Annotated in this window: 18 protein-coding genes; 16 read left to right on the top strand and 2 right to left on the bottom strand. The window is 58.4% G+C overall.

The genetic code is table 11. The features are described 5' to 3' along the window. Positions 1 to 5 precede the first annotated feature (5 nt). The 10 genes from nifN (at position 6) to QN224_RS28085 (ending at position 5927) form a co-directional block, all read left to right on the top strand. Positions 6 to 1358: a nitrogenase iron-molybdenum cofactor biosynthesis protein NifN gene (gene nifN / locus QN224_RS28130; protein ID WP_309486621.1), complete on the top strand. Its 1353-nt coding sequence runs from the start codon at positions 6 to 8 to the stop codon at positions 1356 to 1358. Further along, positions 1355 to 1837, top strand: a complete 483-nt coding sequence (gene nifX, locus QN224_RS28125; protein ID WP_283979319.1) for a nitrogen fixation protein NifX — start codon at positions 1355 to 1357, stop codon at positions 1835 to 1837. Before nifN ends, nifX begins: the two co-directional genes overlap by 4 nt. Before the next feature lie 3 nt (positions 1838 to 1840). After that, a complete protein-coding gene (locus QN224_RS28120; protein WP_283979318.1) occupies positions 1841 to 2329 on the top strand; it encodes a NifX-associated nitrogen fixation protein in 489 nt (162 codons plus the stop codon). Between the two features lie 343 nt (positions 2330 to 2672). Next, positions 2673 to 2990, top strand: coding sequence for a ferredoxin III, nif-specific (fdxB, locus tag QN224_RS28115; RefSeq protein ID WP_283979317.1), 318 nt, complete (start codon positions 2673 to 2675; stop codon positions 2988 to 2990). A gap of 51 nt (positions 2991 to 3041) precedes the next feature. Then, the gene (locus QN224_RS28110; RefSeq protein WP_309486623.1) at positions 3042 to 3293 is read left to right on the top strand and encodes an exopolysaccharide production repressor protein; all 252 of its coding nucleotides are present in this window, start codon (positions 3042 to 3044) and stop codon (positions 3291 to 3293) included. Positions 3294 to 3361: 68 nt separating this feature from the next. Further along, a complete protein-coding gene (locus QN224_RS28105; RefSeq protein WP_283979315.1) occupies positions 3362 to 3847 on the top strand; it encodes a NifX-associated nitrogen fixation protein in 486 nt (161 codons plus the stop codon). A 6-nt stretch (positions 3848 to 3853) separates the two neighbouring features. Beyond that, positions 3854 to 3997, top strand: coding sequence for a hypothetical protein (locus QN224_RS28100; RefSeq protein ID WP_283979314.1), 144 nt, complete (start codon positions 3854 to 3856; stop codon positions 3995 to 3997). Between the two features lie 969 nt (positions 3998 to 4966). Further along, complete coding sequence (locus QN224_RS28095; protein ID WP_283979313.1) at positions 4967 to 5320, top strand: tryptophan 7-halogenase; 354 nt, start codon at positions 4967 to 4969, stop codon at positions 5318 to 5320. Next, on the top strand, positions 5317 to 5607 hold the full coding sequence (locus tag QN224_RS28090) for a tryptophan 7-halogenase (protein WP_283979312.1): 291 nt from the start codon (positions 5317 to 5319) through the stop codon (positions 5605 to 5607). Before QN224_RS28095 ends, QN224_RS28090 begins: the two co-directional genes overlap by 4 nt. After that, a complete protein-coding gene (locus tag QN224_RS28085) occupies positions 5607 to 5927 on the top strand; it encodes a tryptophan 7-halogenase (protein ID WP_283979311.1) in 321 nt (106 codons plus the stop codon). Before QN224_RS28090 ends, QN224_RS28085 begins: the two co-directional genes overlap by 1 nt. Positions 5928 to 6153: 226 nt before the next feature. On the opposite strand, the gene QN224_RS28080 is transcribed toward QN224_RS28085, so the two are convergent. Further along, complete coding sequence (locus QN224_RS28080; protein WP_283979310.1) at positions 6154 to 7104, bottom strand: LysR family transcriptional regulator; 951 nt, start codon at positions 7102 to 7104, stop codon at positions 6154 to 6156. A 2083-nt stretch (positions 7105 to 9187) separates the two neighbouring features. Here QN224_RS28080 and QN224_RS28075 point away from each other — a divergent pair. After that, entirely contained in the window at positions 9188 to 10210 is a 1023-nt protein-coding gene (locus QN224_RS28075; protein ID WP_283979309.1) for a LysR family transcriptional regulator, read from the top strand. A gap of 247 nt (positions 10211 to 10457) precedes the next feature. Then, positions 10458 to 11471 carry a 1-aminocyclopropane-1-carboxylate deaminase gene (locus QN224_RS28070; RefSeq protein WP_283979308.1) on the top strand — a complete coding sequence of 338 codons (1014 nt, stop codon included), beginning with the start codon at positions 10458 to 10460 and terminating at the stop codon, positions 11469 to 11471. Between the two features lie 452 nt (positions 11472 to 11923). Here QN224_RS28070 and QN224_RS28065 read toward each other — a convergent pair whose 3' ends face one another. Next, a complete protein-coding gene (locus tag QN224_RS28065) occupies positions 11924 to 13285 on the bottom strand; it encodes a cytochrome P450 (RefSeq protein ID WP_283979307.1) in 1362 nt (453 codons plus the stop codon). Positions 13286 to 14286: 1001 nt separating this feature from the next. Between QN224_RS28065 and QN224_RS28060 the strand changes: the two genes are divergently transcribed. The 4 genes from QN224_RS28060 to tnpB all read left to right on the top strand — a co-directional run bounded on the left by QN224_RS28060 (position 14287) and on the right by tnpB (position 19254). Next, positions 14287 to 15606, top strand: a complete 1320-nt coding sequence (locus QN224_RS28060; RefSeq protein ID WP_283979306.1) for a pitrilysin family protein — start codon at positions 14287 to 14289, stop codon at positions 15604 to 15606. Further along, on the top strand, positions 15603 to 16946 hold the full coding sequence (locus QN224_RS28055; protein ID WP_283979305.1) for a pitrilysin family protein: 1344 nt from the start codon (positions 15603 to 15605) through the stop codon (positions 16944 to 16946). Before QN224_RS28060 ends, QN224_RS28055 begins: the two co-directional genes overlap by 4 nt. A 481-nt stretch (positions 16947 to 17427) precedes the next feature. Continuing rightward, the gene (locus QN224_RS28050; RefSeq protein ID WP_283979304.1) at positions 17428 to 18225 is read left to right on the top strand and encodes an SDR family oxidoreductase; all 798 of its coding nucleotides are present in this window, start codon (positions 17428 to 17430) and stop codon (positions 18223 to 18225) included. Positions 18226 to 19083: 858 nt separating this feature from the next. After that, a complete protein-coding gene (gene tnpB, locus QN224_RS34105; protein WP_369292616.1) occupies positions 19084 to 19254 on the top strand; it encodes an IS66 family insertion sequence element accessory protein TnpB in 171 nt (56 codons plus the stop codon). Positions 19255 to 19426 lie beyond the last annotated feature (172 nt).

Here is a 19426-nt window from a genome sequence, read left to right as displayed (position 1 = left end):
AGCCAATGGTTCGCATCTATCCCCAGACCAAATCAGCGGCCATCAATCCGCTCAAGTCGTCCCAGCCGCTGGGTGCCGCGTTAGCCTTTCTTGGAGTGGATGGTGCGATACCGCTGTTCCACGGCAGCCAAGGCTGCACCAGCTTCGCGCTGGTGCTTTGCGTTCGCCATTTCAAAGAAACGGTCCCCCTGCAGACAACGGCGATGGACGAAGTGGCAACGGTCCTGGGCGGGGCAGGCCATCTGGAAGAAGCGATCCTCAACTTAAAGACCCGTACGAACGCGAAGCTGATCGGGATCTGCACGACGGCACTGGTCGAAACCCGTGCGGAAGACTTCTCACGGCAAATCGCCAACATCAAGATGATGCGCGCGGAAGAACTCGCAGGTACGCAGATCGTGCTGGCAAACACGCCGGATTTCGACGGCTCCCTCGAGGAGGGCTGGGCCAAGGCTGTCGCCGCGATGATCCAAGGGCTTACACGGCGCGGCCAGCAGCCGTGTAAGCCGAAGAAGGTGGCGATTCTGCCCGGGTGGCATCTCACGGTCGCCGATATCGAGCATTTGCGCGAGATGGTGGAGAGTTTTGGGCTCAAGCCGGTCATCCTGCCGGACGTTTCCAACTCGCTCGACGGTACGGTGCCCGACCGCTGGATGCGGACCACCTATGGCGGCACCAGCATTGAGGACATCGAGGAGCTTGGCACGACGGTGCGATGCATCGCCGTCGGAGAGCATATGCGGCGCCCGGCTGAGCTGCTGCAGAAACTGACGGGCGTGCCTTACATCTCATTCCAGTCGTTAACGGGACTGAAGAACGTCGACCAGTTCGTCTCGCTTCTTTCCGAAATTTCCGGCGTGCCGGTGCCGGCCAAAATCCATCGGTACCGCGCACAGCTGCAGGACGCGCTGCTCGACGGGCACTTCCATTTCGCCGGCAAGAAGATCGCGATCGCCGCCGAGCCGGACCAGCTCTACCAGCTTGCCACCTTTTTCACGGGGCTAGGCGCCGAGATCAATGCGGCCGTTACGACTACGGGTTCGTCGAAAATTCTCGAGAAAGTGCCGACCGAGTCGCTACAGATCGGCGATCTCGGCGATTTCGAAGATCTAGCTGGCGGCGCTGATCTTCTCGTTACCCATTCGCACGGACGCCAGGCGGCAGAACGCCTCGGCATTCCTCTCCTGCGCGTTGGCTTCCCGATATTTGACCGTCTCGGCAGCCAGCACAAGCTCACAGTTCTCTATCAGGGGACGCGCAACCTGATCTTCGAGGCGGCCAACATCCTCCAGGCCAATCGGCATACGCCGGCGCCTGAGATACTTGATCCAGTGTGGAAGCAGGGAAATGCCACATGACCTCCGTTCGTCGCCTGTCGCTCGTCCCTGACGAGATTCACCCGCGGTGCTCCGGCGCGTTGCGCATAGCGATCGCGACGCAAGACATGAAAATGCTCAACGCTCATTTCGGATCGGCCAAGCGGTTTGCGGTCTACGACGTAACCCGTGACGGCTGGGATTTGGTGGAAGCAGTGAGTTTCGCCGACGTTTCCGACGAGAGCGGAAAGCATCGAGCCGAGGGCGATGGCCGGATCACCTCGAAGGTGGACGCGTTGAGGGGCTGTCAACTCCTCTTTTGTCTGGCTATCGGGGGACCTTCCGCAGCCAAGGCCGTAGCGGCGAAAATCCATCCGATCAAGGTGGGGCACCCTGAACCGATCCTAGACGTGCTTTCGCGAACCCGGAAAATGCTCAGGACGGCTCCCCCGCCCTGGTTGCGCAAGGTGCTGACAGAAGCGGGCGCCGCCGCAAACAAGCCCTTCGAAGACGAGGCCTGAATCATGAAAAAAATGTCGGACACCCCGGGTACGCCTGCTTGCAAGGAGGACGATGCGGCCCTTGCTACCCCTTTCGTCAAATGCCTCACGCGGCTGATCCGCGCTCAGGATACCTATGGGTCGCGGGATGGCACATCGGACGCGGAGCTGTTGGCCCACTTCATCGTCAGCGAGCAGCAGCGCCGTACGATCCCGATCATCGGCGATCCCGATCCGGACGTACTGTTGAGGATCAATATTTTTTATACCGCCGTGGGGCTCACGATCGAAGGGCGCACCGGCTTGGTGGCTTCTCCCACTATGATGATCAGCAACGAGGGTTTCGGGCGCGTGCTTCTAACGACCGGGCGATTAGTCGTATTCTCGAAGACACTGCGCGACGTCCACCGATTTGGATTCGCAACGCTTCGTAAGCTCGCGGAGGCCGGCGCGAAACTAGTGGACGATGCGATCGCCGCCATCGAAGCATATCCAGACGTGGCGCGAGAGTGACGTCGATCTGGGCACAAGGAATCGTCGGCCCCCCTCTCTCTGGGGCCGACGTGGGCAGCGGGGCTATACCTCCCCGGTCCCGCTGCCGCCACTGCCCCGAAGCCGATGCGATCGCCGCCATCGAAGCATATCCAGATGTGGCACGAGAGTGACGTCGATTTGGGCACAAGGAATCGCCGGCCCCCCTCTCTCTGGGCCGACGTGGGCAGCGGGGCTATACCTCCCCGGTCCCGCTGCCGCCACTGCCCCGAAGCCTGAGGCGCTCAATGCCTCCGCAAATTCCTGCAACCGCCAACGATGATCCGCTGGCCGCCCCGCATGAGAAAGAGCTGGAGAACTAGCGATGACAAGTCATTTCTTTACCCGCGACGGCTCCCCATGGATGCCGGAGTATCTGACGGCTATCGACGGCACGACCTGCATTGGTTGCGGCCGCTGCTATAAGGTCTGCTCGCGTGAGGTCATGCACCTGCACGGCATCGATGAATCAGGTGAAATTCTCGGTGTCTGCGATGGCGAGGACGACGACTTCGACGGCGAGCTCAATCGTATGATCATGCTTGTCGACCACCCCGGCCGCTGCATCGGCTGCGGGGCCTGCGCCCGCGTCTGCCCGAAGAACTGCCAGACCCATGTTGCGGCAGACAAGATTGCTGCTTGATCTAACGGACGAACCGGGAGAACGCCGTTGCCCTTCAGAATCTTTTCTCGTGTGCTGCACCTGGTCCTGTGCACCAACGCTTTAACAGTCTACTTCGTCTCGTATTCGATCCGCAGAGTAATCATTACAACATTGGGTACTTCGCTGCTTCTTCAAGGCGCCTACTTCGGAAGCGTACTTTTTCTGATCTGGCGAAGTGGCTGCACACAGACAGCGTCGAAGGGGCGCAGGATTCCGACCATTCCTGGTGAGCATGGCGGGAAATGCATTTTGCATGGTGGCGGACAGCTGTTGGGGGACTAGCATCAGACGGTGCTGGAGGAACCACATCGATCTAAGAGAAAACGCGCGCGGAGGATGAGGACTGGACGATGGCAACACTATCTGATCCCGCTGTTACTCCTGCAGTCGGCGACGACAAGGCTCTTGCCACCCCATTCATCAAATGCCTCGTGCGGTGGATACGCGCTCACGATTTCTACGGATCGAGGGAGAATAAGTGCGACGCCCAGCTGCTGGCCAAGTTCACTGTCACGGAGGAACAGCGTCGTGCGATCCCGATCATCGGCGACCCCGATCCGGACGTGCTGTGGAGGCTTGACGCATTTTACGGGGCAGTTGGTGTCGCTATAGAGGAGCGCGCGGGCCTGCTGGTATCGCGAACGATGGAGATCAGCCATGAGGGCTGCGGGCGCGTGCTATTTACGACCAGACGGCTAGTCGTGCTGTCGAAGACCTTGCGCGACGTTCATCGGTTTGGCTTCAGTACGCTTCGCAAACTTGCCAAGACGGGCACGAAGCTGGTCAACCATGCGGTCGAAGTCATCCAAGCTTATCCGGACTTGGCACGGGAGTAAGGGCCTATGTTCCAGGAAAAAAGCCGCTCTGATCTTGAAGAGCTGAAGAAGAGTGGCGGCGACAGCTGCAGTCGAGTGCTGAAACTGCAAAGGCACGATGTTTCCGAGCACATGCTGGTCAACTCGCCGAAATCATGCAGCAACGGATGAACGGTCGACGCTCTTGCGCAGATGGACGCTGCGAAGTTCGTCACATGCCTTCAGCGAAAGAATCAGGAGAATCGCGTTGCCCTTCAGAACCTTTCTTCGCGTCTTGTGCTTGCTCCTGTGCGCCAATGCTCTCGCTGCCTATATTGTCTCGCATACCGTTCGCAGCCTATTTGTCACTACGCTAGCTTATTCGCTGCTCCTTCAAATGGCTTATGCCGGAAGCGTCTTCCTCCTAGTCTGTTTGGCTGCGGTAGCGGAGCTGGTCAGGGGTCTGAGCATGCTCGATCAACTCAAAAACGGTTGGAAACCTGTATCACGGGCATGGCCGCACCCGCATCAGCGGCGAAAGGCTCGGTACTGTCACGAACGCCAACCAGAGGGCGCGCGGCCAGGCGAGTACACGACCGGTCCTGGCGGCGCCGACGTTAGCTATTGCGATCTAATCTCGGCGCGGCGACCGAACGCGCGGACATCGGTTATCATCCAGGCCGGACATACTGCGGACCTCTCGTAAAAGGGCGCATGGCAACTACCATACAACAACGATTGGAGACGTGAATGCTTGATCTGACGAATGCAAGGCAGATAGGAATTATCGGGGGCGGTATTGTGGACTGGCTTGCGGCGATTGCTTGTCCCGTGTTTTCGACCCAGATGTGGATGTCACGGTCATAGAGACTCTCCGGCGTTATTTCCACTTGGCCTGCTGGAGGGGATCGCTTAACCTGATTGACACGTTGTGTCGTAATGATCTCGACTCGGACGTTTTCATCGGTGAAGCCGGTGCCACATATCATGGTGTGCTCTATGACAATTGGAAGGGTGGCGGAGTTCCGGAGATCGACTACCGCGTCGATGGCTTCTTCCCTCAGCTGTCCGCGAGAATCGCGGTGGGGGAGGACCTACACACGTGCATCCCCGGATTTGAGGCGATCGCGAGGAATTCATCGCAGCAGCGAGATAGACGAGTTGATCGCGACCGGCCAGTCCGGTCTCTACCCGTCCTACCATTTCGATGATGCCGGTTTCGAGCGGTACCTCAAGCGGGTTGGCCTGGCACGTGGGATCACTTCCTGCGCCACCGCGGTATGCGGGATTAGGCTTGATGATCGAGGCCATGTGTGCGCCTTGCAGCTCGAGGGCGAACAACTCGAGGTCGACTTCGCCGTCGATGCCTCCGGCTCTGCCAGAGTGGGTCTCGGCAGTGTCTTTAATGCCCGTTGGCGTTCGTTCGCCAATGTTTTGCCGACCGTCCGAGCGATCACCTTTGATCTTCAGCCGGCAGGATCTTCGCCTCAAGCCCTGACCGTTCGACCGCCATGACTGCCGGATGGATCTGGGAGGTCCAATTGAATCGCACGACCAGGGCCGGCTATTTGTTCAGTAGCAGACATGCGGACACTGGTATGGCGATGGCGAAGGCCGAGCAGCGCTTTGGACACCGTCTCCAGCCGAAGCACGAGCTTTCGTTCTATCAAGGCTATTTCGAAACCGCGCGGGTCAACAACCTTGTGGCACTCGGAACGGCATCCGGATTCGTCGAGCCGCTGCAGGCTGCGCTTGCCGCCCACCTTCGAGCAGTTGAGGAATTTGGAATGCATTCTCGCTAATGCACGCGGAATCGTGCCTGCTCAGACGAGCGCTGGACAGGCGTTCGAAACTCCTGCAGCTGCACTATGATGGGAACCGAAACGACACGCCGTTCTGGCGAGAAATTACTGCGGCTGAGTTGCCGGAGAGTTATGCCGAGCTAAGGGCTTGCTTTCAAAAACGGACGCCGCGTTTAACCGATATCCAACCCTACGTCGGAGGCGGGTGGCAGAGCCTATTCCACCAGTTCGATTGGATCTCGGTGGCGGCCCATCGCCGGGTAGTGCCCCCGACGGCGGCGCGCGGAGCTGCGCCAGCTCCCGGTGGAATGGCAAAGTGAGGCCCAGGACCATCTCGACCTGCTGAAAGGAACGGCGTCGGCCATCAGACCGCGGAGTGGATGGGTGCGTTAGGCCTTGCGTGCTATTGCCGCTGCAAGCCAAGCAAAATCTTATAGCGCAAGTCGGATCAAGCAGAGCATCCAATTTGGTCGGCGCAAGGTGTGCCTTTCGACTTTGCAACACGCGGGCGTCCGCCGATAGGCTGGATATGAAAGCGGTGCCTCCTCAAACCCGCCTAGGCTGTGGATGCCGGACCGCCTCGCTCGGAGCAGCCATGCGGGACGCCTCCCGTAACAGAATCTCCCGCATCCAGATGCTTGCCTGATCCCTGTCGTGAAGCGCGGGCCACTGGACAGCCTCGGTGAATGTTGGAAGTTGTAGCGGAAGTTCAACGATCCGCAGGGGTGTGGTCTTTGCGAAATGATTGGCCAGCCGCAATGGTATGGTCGCTATGCGGTCGGTCCCTGACAGCAACGGCGGAATCAAACTAAAGCCCGGCGCGACGACCTCGATGCGTCTCTTCATTCCGTATTCGAGCAATAGCCATTCCTCGATGGATGGTTTGAGCGTACGCCCGAATTTGACTCCAATGTGCCCCATCGACATGTATCTCTCGAGGGAAAGCTGCCGCGGCAGTTGCTTGTTCGTCAGGCAGCCGACGCACACGAACCTCTCGTCAAGCAGTTTCGCTTTGGGATGCGCGTTCGACAAGAATGATTCCGGAAGGATCAGAAAATCGACGTCGCCGCATCGCAGTAGCTCATCGGGATCATCATCGACAGACCGCAACTCGAAGCCGACGCCAGGTGCTTCTCGAGCCACACGCTCTACGACCTTCTCAAGGAACACCAGCGTCATGAAATCGGAGAGGCTGATCCTGAACCTGCGCTCCGATAAGGCCGGGTTGAACATGTCCGACGAAATGATGGAATACTGAATATGCAGCAGGGCGTCGCGGACTGCGGGTGCAAGCACTTCCGCACGCGGTGTTGGGACAAGTTTGCGGCCCTGCATGGTAAATAGCTCGTCGCCGAAATAGGTGCGTAGCCGAGCGATGGCCGAACTCATCGCCGATTGACTGAGGTTGATGCTTTGTGCCGCGGCGGTGACGCTTCGTTTACTCATCAGAGCGTCCAGCGCAACGAGGAGATTCAGATCAAGGCCTTTGAAACGCATTGGATGTATCCCACGGTGCGGATGATTGCCATCTAAAACAATCCATACGATTGCCGAATGGGCGTCGTCGGGCCTCGGCCTCCGGGCTAGCCACGGATGCCTATCCGACGAGAAGAAGATCAGGCGGCTGGGCCGCAGTCAGTTGGCGCGCCGCGGAAGCGACACTGCGCGACCGAGCTGTTTACTGCGCTCAAGATGAGAAGGCATAAACGCGCTGACCTGCGCATCGGATCCAGGGAATTGCTCTGCTCTGAGTAGCAACGGTCGCACATGATCGAGCACCCTGAGGCGCATCGTTAGCAAGGCGTTGAAGCCGTGGCTCTTAAGCAGCACCCGAGCTTTAAGAATCAGCATAGCTCACGATGTCACGTAGTTTGTCGAGGAAGAGGTCGCCAACGGGCGAACTCTCGCTGAGGCGACACCGCCTGCGATCATCAATGAATGTGCCACTGCCTCAGGTATGGAACGCGCCTGATGTTGCTTTTCTCGGACTAGCGGCGTCAGCAGGGCCTGTGGCCGACTGGTCAGCCGGCTGTCGCTCGTCTTGAGCCAGTCGGGCCTCAGCCGGAGTGCGGCGAGCAAGGCTCTTAAGGACGGGGACCACAGGCCCAGGAAGACATCGGCGTTTCGGGTTTGCCCCAAGGGCGTGACTCGGCTCATTGCCTCTCGACGCTTTTCCTCTGCCACCGGACCCTTGTCGACAGCCCCGGCCTCCGGGATTTCGCCCAGAAGCGCGTTACTGCCCAGGTTTGTCGACTTGCCAGCAGGAGACGTCTCCGCCGTCGCCACAGCGTTCCCCAGTGCCCTGCCCAGGCTCGGATCATCTTGTTTGGACGTGGCGCCTGACTGGAACTTTCCTGAGCACATCGATAGCATTCTCCGGTAAATGAAAGGATGGACAATGTTAGCGCCGGTTGTCTGACCCGAGCCATGCAAACTGCTGATCGCATCATGCCCTTTGGATATAGGTGAAGCTCTTTCGAAGGACTGCAACGAACAGCGCTCTTTGGCGGCACACCTGACACACACACACACACACACTCTCTCTCTCTCTCTCTCTCTCTCTCTCTCTTCGGCGACAGATTACGCGACATCACAATTTGCTGGCCCAACGAGCGGCGCGGGGCCACCCAGTGCGTTACGGGCGAAGGCGAGGCGCGTGTGCCCGCTGCCTGGTCGCCGTTGCGCAAACGAGCAGATCAGATGAAGAGCGTTGGAGCGCATGTATCCACAGCGTGGATGAGAATCATGCGAAAACTCAATTTTCCCACTCAGGCGGAATTCGATTAGAAAAGCGTTGACTACATCGGAGGCAGACGTGGAAATTCGAACACACCACTCCAACGGGGGCTGTTGCAAAGGGAACATGATTGGTCCCGGCCTCGGCACGCGGTTTCCAGCGACAAACTGTTTTTTCGGCTTGTGCACTGGTGCCCCGACCCGGGGTGCCCACCAGTGCAATCTCGAGGAGCCCGGCCGTGCGAGCGCAAGCATGCGACGAGCAATGGCTCAAAGTGCGCGGGGCCCCCCGTGGCGAGGCGCCTGCGCTTGCCCTGACTTCGCGCCGCTGCCAGATTCATCGGCTTCATCAGGCCGAGGTAAGCTCAGTCCATGGCCGCGGCGTCTACGAGTGGCCCTGCAACATTTACCTTCAGTGTCATCAACGCATAAAATCAGGCTGGGTAAATATTGCAAAGAGGTCCTTCGCCGGATTGAACGATCGGAAACAAGCGGGCACAACAGCTTAACCTATTAGCCTTGCCCTTGCACAATGAATGCGGTGCGCGGCAGAACGCAGCCGAAACAGCTTAACGGCACCGTCGAGGCCGGCAATGATTGATCATGCTTCACTAGCTTCACTCAATGAGGACCGACTATGTAAGGCTCAAGTTTGGAGGTGATGTACGCAGACGCAAAGGTCATGTCGCGTCCGGCGATGATCACGTGATGCCCCAAGTGCTCCGATCTTGCGGCAATTCGCAATTAGTCGCGAGGCCTATGAAGGCCTTTAGTAATCCGTTTCACGACGGCCTCGTTTTTGAGGGTATGGCCCGAGAACGCTACTTACCCTGGAGAAGTAATCATGGATCAGCCCGTTTGGAAGGGGCCGCAGACGACTGTCGGGGAAGGTGACGCCGCACAGCAGCGGCAGATACCGAACCTGGCATCGATCGACCTGAACCGACTGGTGGAGCTTGAGGCGCTACTGCAGTGCCGAAACATCACGCACGCGGCCCAACACGTCGGCCGCAGTCAACCGGCAATGAGCCGCGCGTTGTCAAGACTGCGAGGCATGTTCAATGACGATCTTTTGGTTCGCGGCTCAAGCGGCCTGGTCCTGACGCCGCAGGCTGATCGCTTGGCCAAAAGGCTCCCGTCTTTGTTGAATGCAATCCGCGAGATGGTGAACAGTCGCAGCTTCGATCCAAGAGACATGCGGTGCAAGATAACAATGGCGATGCCAGATCACCAAGGCCTCGTTCTGCTGCCCGGTCTATTGCGGCGTCTACAGGAGTGCGCACCTCATCTCCATATTGTCACCGATCCAGTGCTGGACGGCGCACTGCGGCGACTTGAGCAAGGTGAGATCGATCTGGCCATGGGGCAAATCGGTGCGGCTCCGGCGGGCTACTTGCGGCGAACGCTCTACACCGACCGCTGCACCTGCCTGCTACGCCACGACCACCCGGCCCTGGAGCGGGAATGGAGTATCGGGACCTTCGCTGCTTTGCGCCACGCCTCCATTGGCTCGAACGCCAATGATCGCTTCGGTCAAATCTATGACGGACTGGCCCAGCTCGGTCTACCGGATCGAAATCCATTGGTGGTTTCTAACCTGCTGACGGCGGCTGTAGTGGTCGCCGCGACCGACCTCGCTCTGATTGTACCGCATCGCGTAGCAACCCGAATCGCCGCCATGTTGCCGCTCGCGATTGTCGATCCCCCGGTGGACGTGACGCCCTACGAGGTCGTGCTGATCTGGCACGAGCGCTGCCATCGCGACGTGGAACATCGGTGGCTGCGCCGTGAAATAGCCGTCGCAGCGCGGATCGACGGAGCGGATCTGTCGGACGAGTGCGGTATACCTTTCGACGACCCGCATTGAGGATACTTCAACTACGCGAACCGCGCCAAGAAAAGCAGTTGGAGCGGTAGCAGCAAAAGACGCTAAGGTGGCCGCTACGGTAGGCATGGGCTTTCTCGTAAACGGACCTCCTCGCAGCAGCCGCGCCGGCAGCGTACTCGCTTTTTTAAGAGCCTGAAATCCGAAAACGCAGCCGACCTCAGGTGCGCCGCTAAGGCTCATGCAGAACCACGTTCAGTTCGATCATTCACGTATGGCTGGAGAGATCATGCTAAAACAATTTGAACGATACCCGCTTACTTTTGGACCGACGCCTATCGAGAAGCTTGACCGCCTCGGAAAATACCTTGGACATAAAGTCGAAATTTACGCTAAACGCGAGGACTGCAACTCCGGTCTTGCTTTTGGCGGAAACAAGCTCCGCAAGCTCGAATACATCGTTCCTGAGGCGATCGCCTCCAAGGCCGACACCCTCGTTTCCATCGGCGGCGTACAGTCCAACCACACGCGGATGGTCGCGGCCGTTGCTGCGAAGCTCGGCATGAAATGCCTTCTGGTGCAGGAGAGCTGGGTGCCGCATGAGGACGCCGTCTATGATCGGGTCGGCAACATTCTGTTGAGCCGTATCATGGGCGCGGAGGTGCGCCTTATCGACGAGGGTTTTGACATCGGTATCCGCCGCAGTTGGGAACAAGCGCTAGACGACGTCAAATCAAGAGGCGGTACGCCCTATGCGATACCGGCCGGGGCATCCGTTCACAAGTATGGCGGCCTCGGCTACGTGGGCTTCGCAGAGGAGGTGCGCGCTCAGGAGAAGCAACTTGGGTTTGCCTTTGACTATTTTGTGGTATGCACGGTCACCGGGTCGACGCACGCGGGTATGCTCGTCGGATTCGCTAAGGACGGCCGACAGCGAAACGTGATAGGCATCGATGCCTCGGCCACTCCCGCCCAAACCAAGGCGCAAGTACTAAACATTGCCCGGCATACAGCAGATCTGATCGACCCGGCAATGGAAATTATTGAGGACGATGTGGTCTTGCTCGAGGAGTATGCACGCCCCTGTTATGGCATTCCATCCGAGGGAACGAAGGAGGCTATCCGCCTCTGCGCGCGGCTTGAGGGCATCATTACTGATCCAGTCTACGAGGGTAAATCAATGCAGGGAATGGTCGATCTCATCAAAAATGGCTTCTTCCCAGAAGGGTCGCGGGTTCTCTACGTGCATCTCGGTGGCGCGCCAGCTATCAACGGCTACAGCTATACGTTTCGCGAAGGCTGACCCTCCGTTGCGACGGCGGTCGCTGCGGCCCTCTGGTGCACGGTGCGATTATCACGCCGCGCCTTTCAAAAAGCCGAGGTAACGCTGTGCTCAAGCGGGCCAGATCTTGCAGCGAGCTTGTGTAGGCACGAAAACGGCGGTCACAGGAGCTCCGGTTGGAGGAGCATAGCAGGTGAATGCTCTCTCCCTTCCAGGGTTAGGCTCACTTACGGCTGCGATCGATGCTCGTGGAGCGCGGCCGCGGTTATCGCGTGGAAGCGGAATGAGCGTAATGGTGATCTGGTAGCCGAAGTGAGATGGCCGAACAGCCATTCGCCGCGCTGACGCAAATTTCGATTAAGACGAGGCAAATGGGATCGATACGTTCACTTCGTCACGCTTTCATCCAGATTACAGTGAAGCCCACGTCCAGCAACCTGAAATTTCTTGTTATCATGCCTCACGCTTCCTCCCTACTTCCTTCGTCGCCGAATCGACATCGAGAGAGTTGGGTGAGGCCGCAGCGTGATCTTCATCACACGCTTCGGCGGGGTCTCGGTGCAGTTAAAGAACTCAAAGGACTGAAGGAGGACAGCAAGAACGGCGACGGCTTCCATGAGTGCGAAGGCGCTGCCTAGACAAACTCGGGGACCCGCGCCGAACGGCATATATGCATAGCGGTGCCGCGTGCGGGTGTTTTCGGGGTCAAACCTCGTCGGCTCGAAGCTTTCTGGATCCGGCCATAAATCGGCTTTACGATGCAAGGCGTAAATGGGGATGAAAAAGACTGTACCGGCTGGGATGAGGTACCGGTCAAGCCGGAAGTCGTTGATTGCCGTACGCGTGATGATCGGCGCCGGGGGAAAGAGGCGCATTGCCTCCAAAAATACCTGCTTCGTATAGATGAGTTGAGTTAAATGCTCGGGGAGGACTGGGCCACCTCCCGTAACCTGCGAAATCTCCCTGACGACCTTTGACTTATCTGCCGGGTGCCGCGAGAGAAGGTGAAGTGTCCAAGCTAGACCGAGCGCAGTTGTCTCATGTCCAGCAGTGATGAGGGTCATCAGGTTGTCAATGATTTCCTCGTCGTTCATTGTTCGGCCGGTTTCAGGGTCAGACGCCGCCAGCAGCATCGAAACGAGGTCATGCCTTTCGTTCGCCTGGTTTCGACGTTTCGCGATCACTGCCGCCAGGCTCGCGCGGAGAAAGGCGACTGCCGCGCGTGCTCTAGTGCGGCCTGGATACGGAAGCCACTCAGGTGCGCCGATCATTCCAAAAGCTAATGTCCAACCGCTCGGCTCAAGGTAGTCCGTTATGCTCCGCTCGACGCGAGAGACATTGATGCCGTGTCCGCCCGACATCATCGTTTCGACAATTATGTCGAAGGCCGTGCGCATCATCTCGTGGCCCACGTCCAGAACTTCGCCGTCGTGCTGCAGCCAGCGAGTCTTGGTCTGTTCAGCGGCCGCGATCATCGTAGGCTGGAGGTCAAGAAGCCTTTCGTGCCGGAAAGCGGCGGCCACCGATTGCCGCTGCCATTTCCAGTGCGCACCGTCGGCGGTTAGCAACCCGCCGCCCAGCGCAGGTCCCAACATGTGCTTGGTATGCTCGCCCTTGCTAAGGCGCTGGGCATTCTCTACCAGCGTCTTCTGGATAAGGACGGGATCGCTCAGATACACGTTCAGGCTGCCCAACTGCCTAGTGAAGACGATGGACTCCTGGAATACGGATGGAGGCAGAGCGTCCAGTGGATTCTTGATCATGGACCACAATGCCTTCGCCGTCGAATGCTTTGTCATGGGAAACGGTGACGGAAAATTGATGCTCGCATCCATTAAGAAGCTCCTTATGTGACGCCATCCTGCATTCATGACACGGTACTGCGGCCGTGCCGAGTCCGCCGTCAATCGACATACATCAGTACTAAGCCATTGAGCCTTTCACCAGTCTCGTGGGGTACAATGATGAGCGTAGCGAACTGCTGACAATGGTTCGCACCGCTTCTCGCAGGGATATAACTCGTTTCGTCTTGGGCCTGACTTCAAGCGTCTGCGATAGCGAACCACAAGACAACTTCCTCACCCGGTACCCGAAAGTCTTTGAGCCAGATCATTTGAACAGAAGAAAACCCTCGCGCTGCGTGACCTTGGTCGCCGACGATGTTTATGCTCGCGGGGCGTCTACTCGGTTCAAGACCGATCCCAACTCCGCACGGTCGGATTGTCTTTCAATCCCGTCGTAACGGCTTCAACCGGAAAAACAGCTTGCGGTGCGTCTCGGCTCGGACGGCAGAGTCCCGGTCTCCCAGGAGTGCCATTTTCAATGCTCGACTAGTCGTCTCCAGGTCGGACAAAACGACTGGCGCGCGGTCGACCTCTGTACATGGTGGCGACGGATATGAAAATCAATTCATGCCGGAAAACAGAGATGCGGCAGGTCGCTGCCATCGCCGTTCGCACAGTAGATCCTGTCGATTTCGAGTGTCCGATGTACAACAATGTCGGACATGCGAGACAGCTGGTTCGATCGACTACCTTGTATTCATGAGGCTTTTTCTTTGGCACGCGCGTTGCTCTGCGGCCTTTGCAGACGCATCACCCACAACGATAATCGTGCGGAGAATGTCCAAATGATTTCAGAACGCTTTATGCCGGGGCCTTCGCCCGGCCTTCCTACCGCAGCACGTTCCAGATGGAGAAGAAGGAGGACGCCGTACTCGCCAAGAAACGGTCAAGCCAAGACTGCACAGGCGCTTATACCTTGGTGTTGGTCGACGATCCGTCCTGGAGTGGTTTCGTGCATACGTGCACTTGCCCTGGCCCTCGCGCTTCAATCTATGATGACCTCGGAAGCGGCGGCCGTCGGGGACCCGCTCGAGGTTGGAAATTTTATGCTGAGCAACGGCCTGGAGGTGGTCGTGATACCCGATCACCGGGCGCCGATCGTTACGCACATGGTCTGGTATAAGGTTGGCAACGCCGATGAACCAGCCGGCAAATCGGGCATCGCTCATTTTTTGGAGCATCTGATGTTCAAGGGTACGAAGAAGCACCCTGCCGGCGAGTTGGCCACAAAGGTCGCCGAGATCGGCGGGGAGGAGAACGCCTTCACTTACCGGGACTACACCGCCTACTTTCAGACGGTTACGCCGGAGGCGCTCGGGACGATGATGGAATTCGAAGCTGACCGGATGCGCAATCTCGTCCTCACCGACGCGGTTGTCGAGACAGAGCGCGATGTCATTCTCGAGGAGCGGCGATCGGGTATCGAGAACCAATCCGAGCAACTTCTCGACGAGGAGGTGCAGGCGACCCTCTATCAGAACCACCCTTACCGCATTCCGGTCATCGGCTGGATGCACGAGATGGAACAGCTTAATTGCGGGGACGCCCTATCGTTCTACGATCGCTTCTATGCCCCAAACAACGCCATACTGGTGGTGGCAGGCGACGTGGACACCGCGACCGTGTGGAGGCTCGCTGAGAACACCTACGGGGCCGTGCCGCGCGGACCCGACCTGCCGCCGCGTGTGAGGCCGCAGGAGCCGGAGCAGAACACCAAGCGGACGGTCACGCTCACCGACCCGCGCGTTACCATGCCGAGCTTCCAAAAGTCCTGGGTAACGCCTTCCTACGGAACAGCCGAGCCCGGCGAAGCCGAAGCCCTCGAGCTTCTGTCGGAAATTCTCGGCGGAGGAACGCGCAGCCGGATCTATCAGGACTTGGTGGTAAAGCAAGGAATAGCCGACGCCGGTAGCGCCTATTTCGACGGAACCATGCTCGACCCCTCAAGCTTCACGATTTATGGCTCGCCTCGCGGGGGTGAGATCGAGGCAGTGGAAACGGCGATCGACGCTGAAATTCAGAAAATCATCGAGGACGGCGTTACGGATGTCGAGCTGGAGAAGGCCAAAAACCGCTTCCTGCGCTCGGTGATCTTCGCATGCGACAGTCAAGCCGGAATGGCCAGGATGTACGGGGCGGCGCTTGCAACCGGGGGCACTGCCTACGACGTACAGGAACGGCCGTTGAGGGTCCGCATGGTAACGGCGGCGCAGGTGCAGGCGGTTGCCAGGAAATACCTAGATCCCGAGCGATCCGTGACGGGATATCTTCTGCCGCGGCAAACCGTTACCTCAGGAGAGAAGAGCCGATGACAATTTTCAACCGACTACCGGTCGGGGCCGCCAAACCATTGCTGGTCGTGCTCGTATTGATGGGCCTCTCTGCGACGCCGGCTAGAGCAGCCAAGGCGATCCAAGAGGTCACGACGTCAACCGGCATCACGGCCTGGCTGGTGGAAGATTATTCGCTGCCGATCGTCAGCATTCGTTTCGCGTTCCGGGGCGGCAGCACCCAGGATCCATCTGGTAAGGAAGGCATTGTCAATCTCATGACAAGCCTGTTGGACGAAGGGGCCGGCGAGCTTGACAGCGAAGCCTTCCAGGAGCGGCTGGATGATGCTGGCGCGGCGACGCGGTTCTGGGCCGGATCGGATGCGGTGTACGGCTCGATGCGAGTGCTAGCCGATCAGAAGGACGATGCGTTCGATCTACTCCGGCGGGCCATCGAGCAGCCGCGTTTCGACCAAGAGCCTCTGGATCGCATTCGAGGTCAGATAGGCTCCGGGATCAGGTCACAAGCTAAGGATCCGGAGACGGCCGCAGAGGTCGCATGGAGCAAGGCAATCTATGGCGATCATCCTTATAGCCGGCCATATGAGGGCACCGAGCAAACCCTCGCCGCTGTTACGACCTCCGATCTGAGAACGCTTCACAAGCGGCTTTTCGCGCGCGGCAACCTCTCCATCGCTGTGGCAGGAGCGATCAATGCCGACACGCTCAAGCGCGATCTGGATCGGATATTCGGTGGGTTGCCTGCCGAACCCTCCCTAGTGCCGATCCCTGAAGCCGAACCTAAACTGGGTCAGGAAATCCTCACTCCCTTTTACCTCGCGCAAACCCGGCTGAGCCTAACCTATCCGGGGCTCAGCCATAAAGACGCGCATTTCTTCGCAGCCTATCTGATGAACAACATCCTCGGGGGCAGCGTATCCACGTCCAGGCTCTGGAACGCGGTTCGCGAGAAGCGAGGGCTTGCTTACGATATTCACTCTATACTCGACAACCGCGACTATGCCTCGACGCTCGTTATCGGCACGGGAACCCGCCCGGATCGGGCCGCGGAGGTACTGTCCCTCATTCGCGGGGAGGTGAGGCGAATGACAGATGAGGGCGTCAGTGAGAAGGAACTCGAAGCAGCGAAGAAAGAGGCCATCGGCAGTTATGCGATCGCGAGCCTCAACTCGTTGAGCGCAATCACGCACACACTGCTTGAAATCCAGATGGAAGATCTCGGTATTGACTATATCGAGCGGCGGAAACAGCTGATCCAAGCCGTAACCGTGGATGACGTCCGGTCGGCCGCGAGACGGCTTCTCTCAACGGACCCCGCTGTCTTGATCCTCGGAGCGCCGCTCGAGGAAAGGAGAGGTTGACGGTCCGCAGAGAAAGCCCGACCGTCGCGGCAGCGGTCGGGTCGACGTTCTCCAGGCGGCGGGCCTGCAGACTTGTGCACATCCTCGTGGTCGGGAGTCGCCAAGGTCAGCTTCTTACGGTCGCTCACCGGAGTGTCGAGCCGGAGCTGTGCCATCGCACCACGCCCCCTAGCGCCACCCTTTTGGCCGCGGTGCTCATGCCTCAATGCAGCTTTTAGAGTAAGCATTCGGGGCGAACATTCTGGCCTCTAGCAGGCGAATCTTCTGACGGATCGAACAGATGTTAGCGCGCCGCTTCCGATCAAATTGTTACTTCTAATCGCCTCGACGGGAATTTGGACACAATGTGAATCTTGCGAATTGGAGATTCGCGTGCAACGCGCATAGTTCGGTGCGGGTGTTCTCTTCAGATCAGAAGGCGTGGCGAGCCGGTGGAAAGCCACCTTGGTCACGGCATTTCAACAACAGATTGGTGCAACTCATGAATAGGACTGAAGAACACACCCATGGGGATGCCCGCGGCTGCGTGATCGTCACCGGTGCAGCATCTGGAATAGGACGAGCGACGACCTCAGCGCTTATAAGCGAGCGGTGGCAAGTGCTGGCATTAGACTGCAATGCAGAGGCACTTGAAGTGCTCCGCCGCGATGTCGATCCTTGCGATGCACTGACGATTCACGCAGTGGATGTCACGCGAACCACTGAGGTTGGGCGAATTTTCAGCGAACTGCCTGACGCGACGCCGCTGCGCGGATTGGTTTGTTGTGCGGCGCGTGGAGACAACACACGCTTCTTAGACATCTCTCTGGATTCGCTGCACTCCCTGATCGAGTTAAATTTCATTGCGACGTTCTCCATTTGCCAGACCGCTGCACGGTGCATGGTTAAAGAGGGCGGAGGCTCTATCGTTAACATTTCTTCAGTCTCAGGTCTGCGAGCCAATGCGGGTCGATCCGCTTACGGATCGTCCAAGGCTGCCGTTGAGATGCTTAGCAAAGTAATGGCCGTGGAGTTGGCGCCCTTCAACGTGCGCGTCAATGCTCTCGCGCCTGGGCCGACGCTGACCGAAATGGCTGCCAAAATGCACGACGGAGCCGAGCGACGGCGACTGCTTAGTTCTGTACCGCAAGCACGATACGCAAGCCCCGACGAAATTGCGCAGGGCGTCGCATTTTTGTTGGATCCCATCCGCTCTGGATACATAACCGGCCATACCCTCTGTGTGGACGGCGGAATGTTCGCAGCCGGGAGCTTTGAGCCCGTAGTTGACGCAAGCTAGCGGCCTGTCAGATCCAAGTTAGTAAGGACGTTTGCGGTACGGGGCGCGTCATTGTCGCAGGATCACTCCGAGGGGAGTTCGCGGCCTTCTGTGCAGCACGAGCGCAGGCAAGCCAGCGATCTTCAACGATGCCGGTGTAGGAAAGGACTCCGACGGAATTCGACCTCGAAAATGGAATAATCCTTACGTCAACGAGGCTGCGCGAAAGCCTGGCTGCCAAGTTTCCCTGAGCGCGCGCTCGTGTTGGCTGCTCCAGTACTCCAATACGAAGTCCCCCCAAAGGCCGAGAGCCGAGCCGTATACCGGGTGTCACGGTGGCCGTCGTAGTGATTGACTCGCTTGCACTGCTTTTGCCTGGGGCCTCCCAATCTGTCATGGTCGCCGGCTCGCACCGTGCACTGCTTCCGATGGACGGAAGACTTCTGCTAAATGGTGAGGGTCCGGTGAGCGAATTTTGCTGAGCGAGCCAGTTAGGCGATGTTCTGGCATTAGAACCAGCATTGGTGCTGACACTAATTCCAGATCTCAGAGTTGGCATGGCTCGCATGGAGATCATTTCCAGCGTTGAGCGTATGGTCGAAAAGAAGCTAAGCTGGAGATATTGGCAGAAGCGGACCAGCCTGGCGTCCGCATTGGCGATGTAGCTCGTCTTCATGACCATCTATCCGGCTCAGACCGTTTATGGCGGAAGACACTTAGCCACTTCGATGCGTCAGCATCGTTTCTTCCGGTACAGCTCGTCGACGAAGTCGGCCTTGGGCGGCCTGCGGCTTTGCCGACGCCACTGTTTATCAAGATCTTGCTACGAAACGGTCGGGGTTTGAAAGTTCCACCAGACATCGAGCGAAAGATGCTGGCATGGTTGATCGCCTGTGTGGAGGCAGCACGATCGGGTTTTCAGGGAATGTGCGGGTCTATTTGGCCTGTGGGGTGACCGATATCCGGCGTGGCATTGCTGGACTGTCGGCGTTGGTCGAAGCGGTCATAAAGGAGGCGCCGGGGTCTGGCGCGATCTTCGGGTTCCGCTGATCAGAGCCCATATCGCCGCGGTCGACCGAATACACACTGACGATACCCCGGTTGATCTTCTCGACCCTCGCTCATTTCCAATCCATCCAGTACCGTTACCATCCGCCGATCAACGACACATCGATCTCTCGCTGCGAGAGCAAAGCGCGAAGCGGTCATTCCGCGCGGCAAT

It is taken from the genome of Sinorhizobium sp. 7-81, from assembly GCF_030124405.1.
Lineage (GTDB): Bacteria > Pseudomonadota > Alphaproteobacteria > Rhizobiales > Rhizobiaceae > Sinorhizobium > Sinorhizobium psoraleae.
The sequence above is the reverse complement of the archived record's forward strand: the minus strand, read 5'-3'. Positions and strand labels throughout refer to the sequence as shown.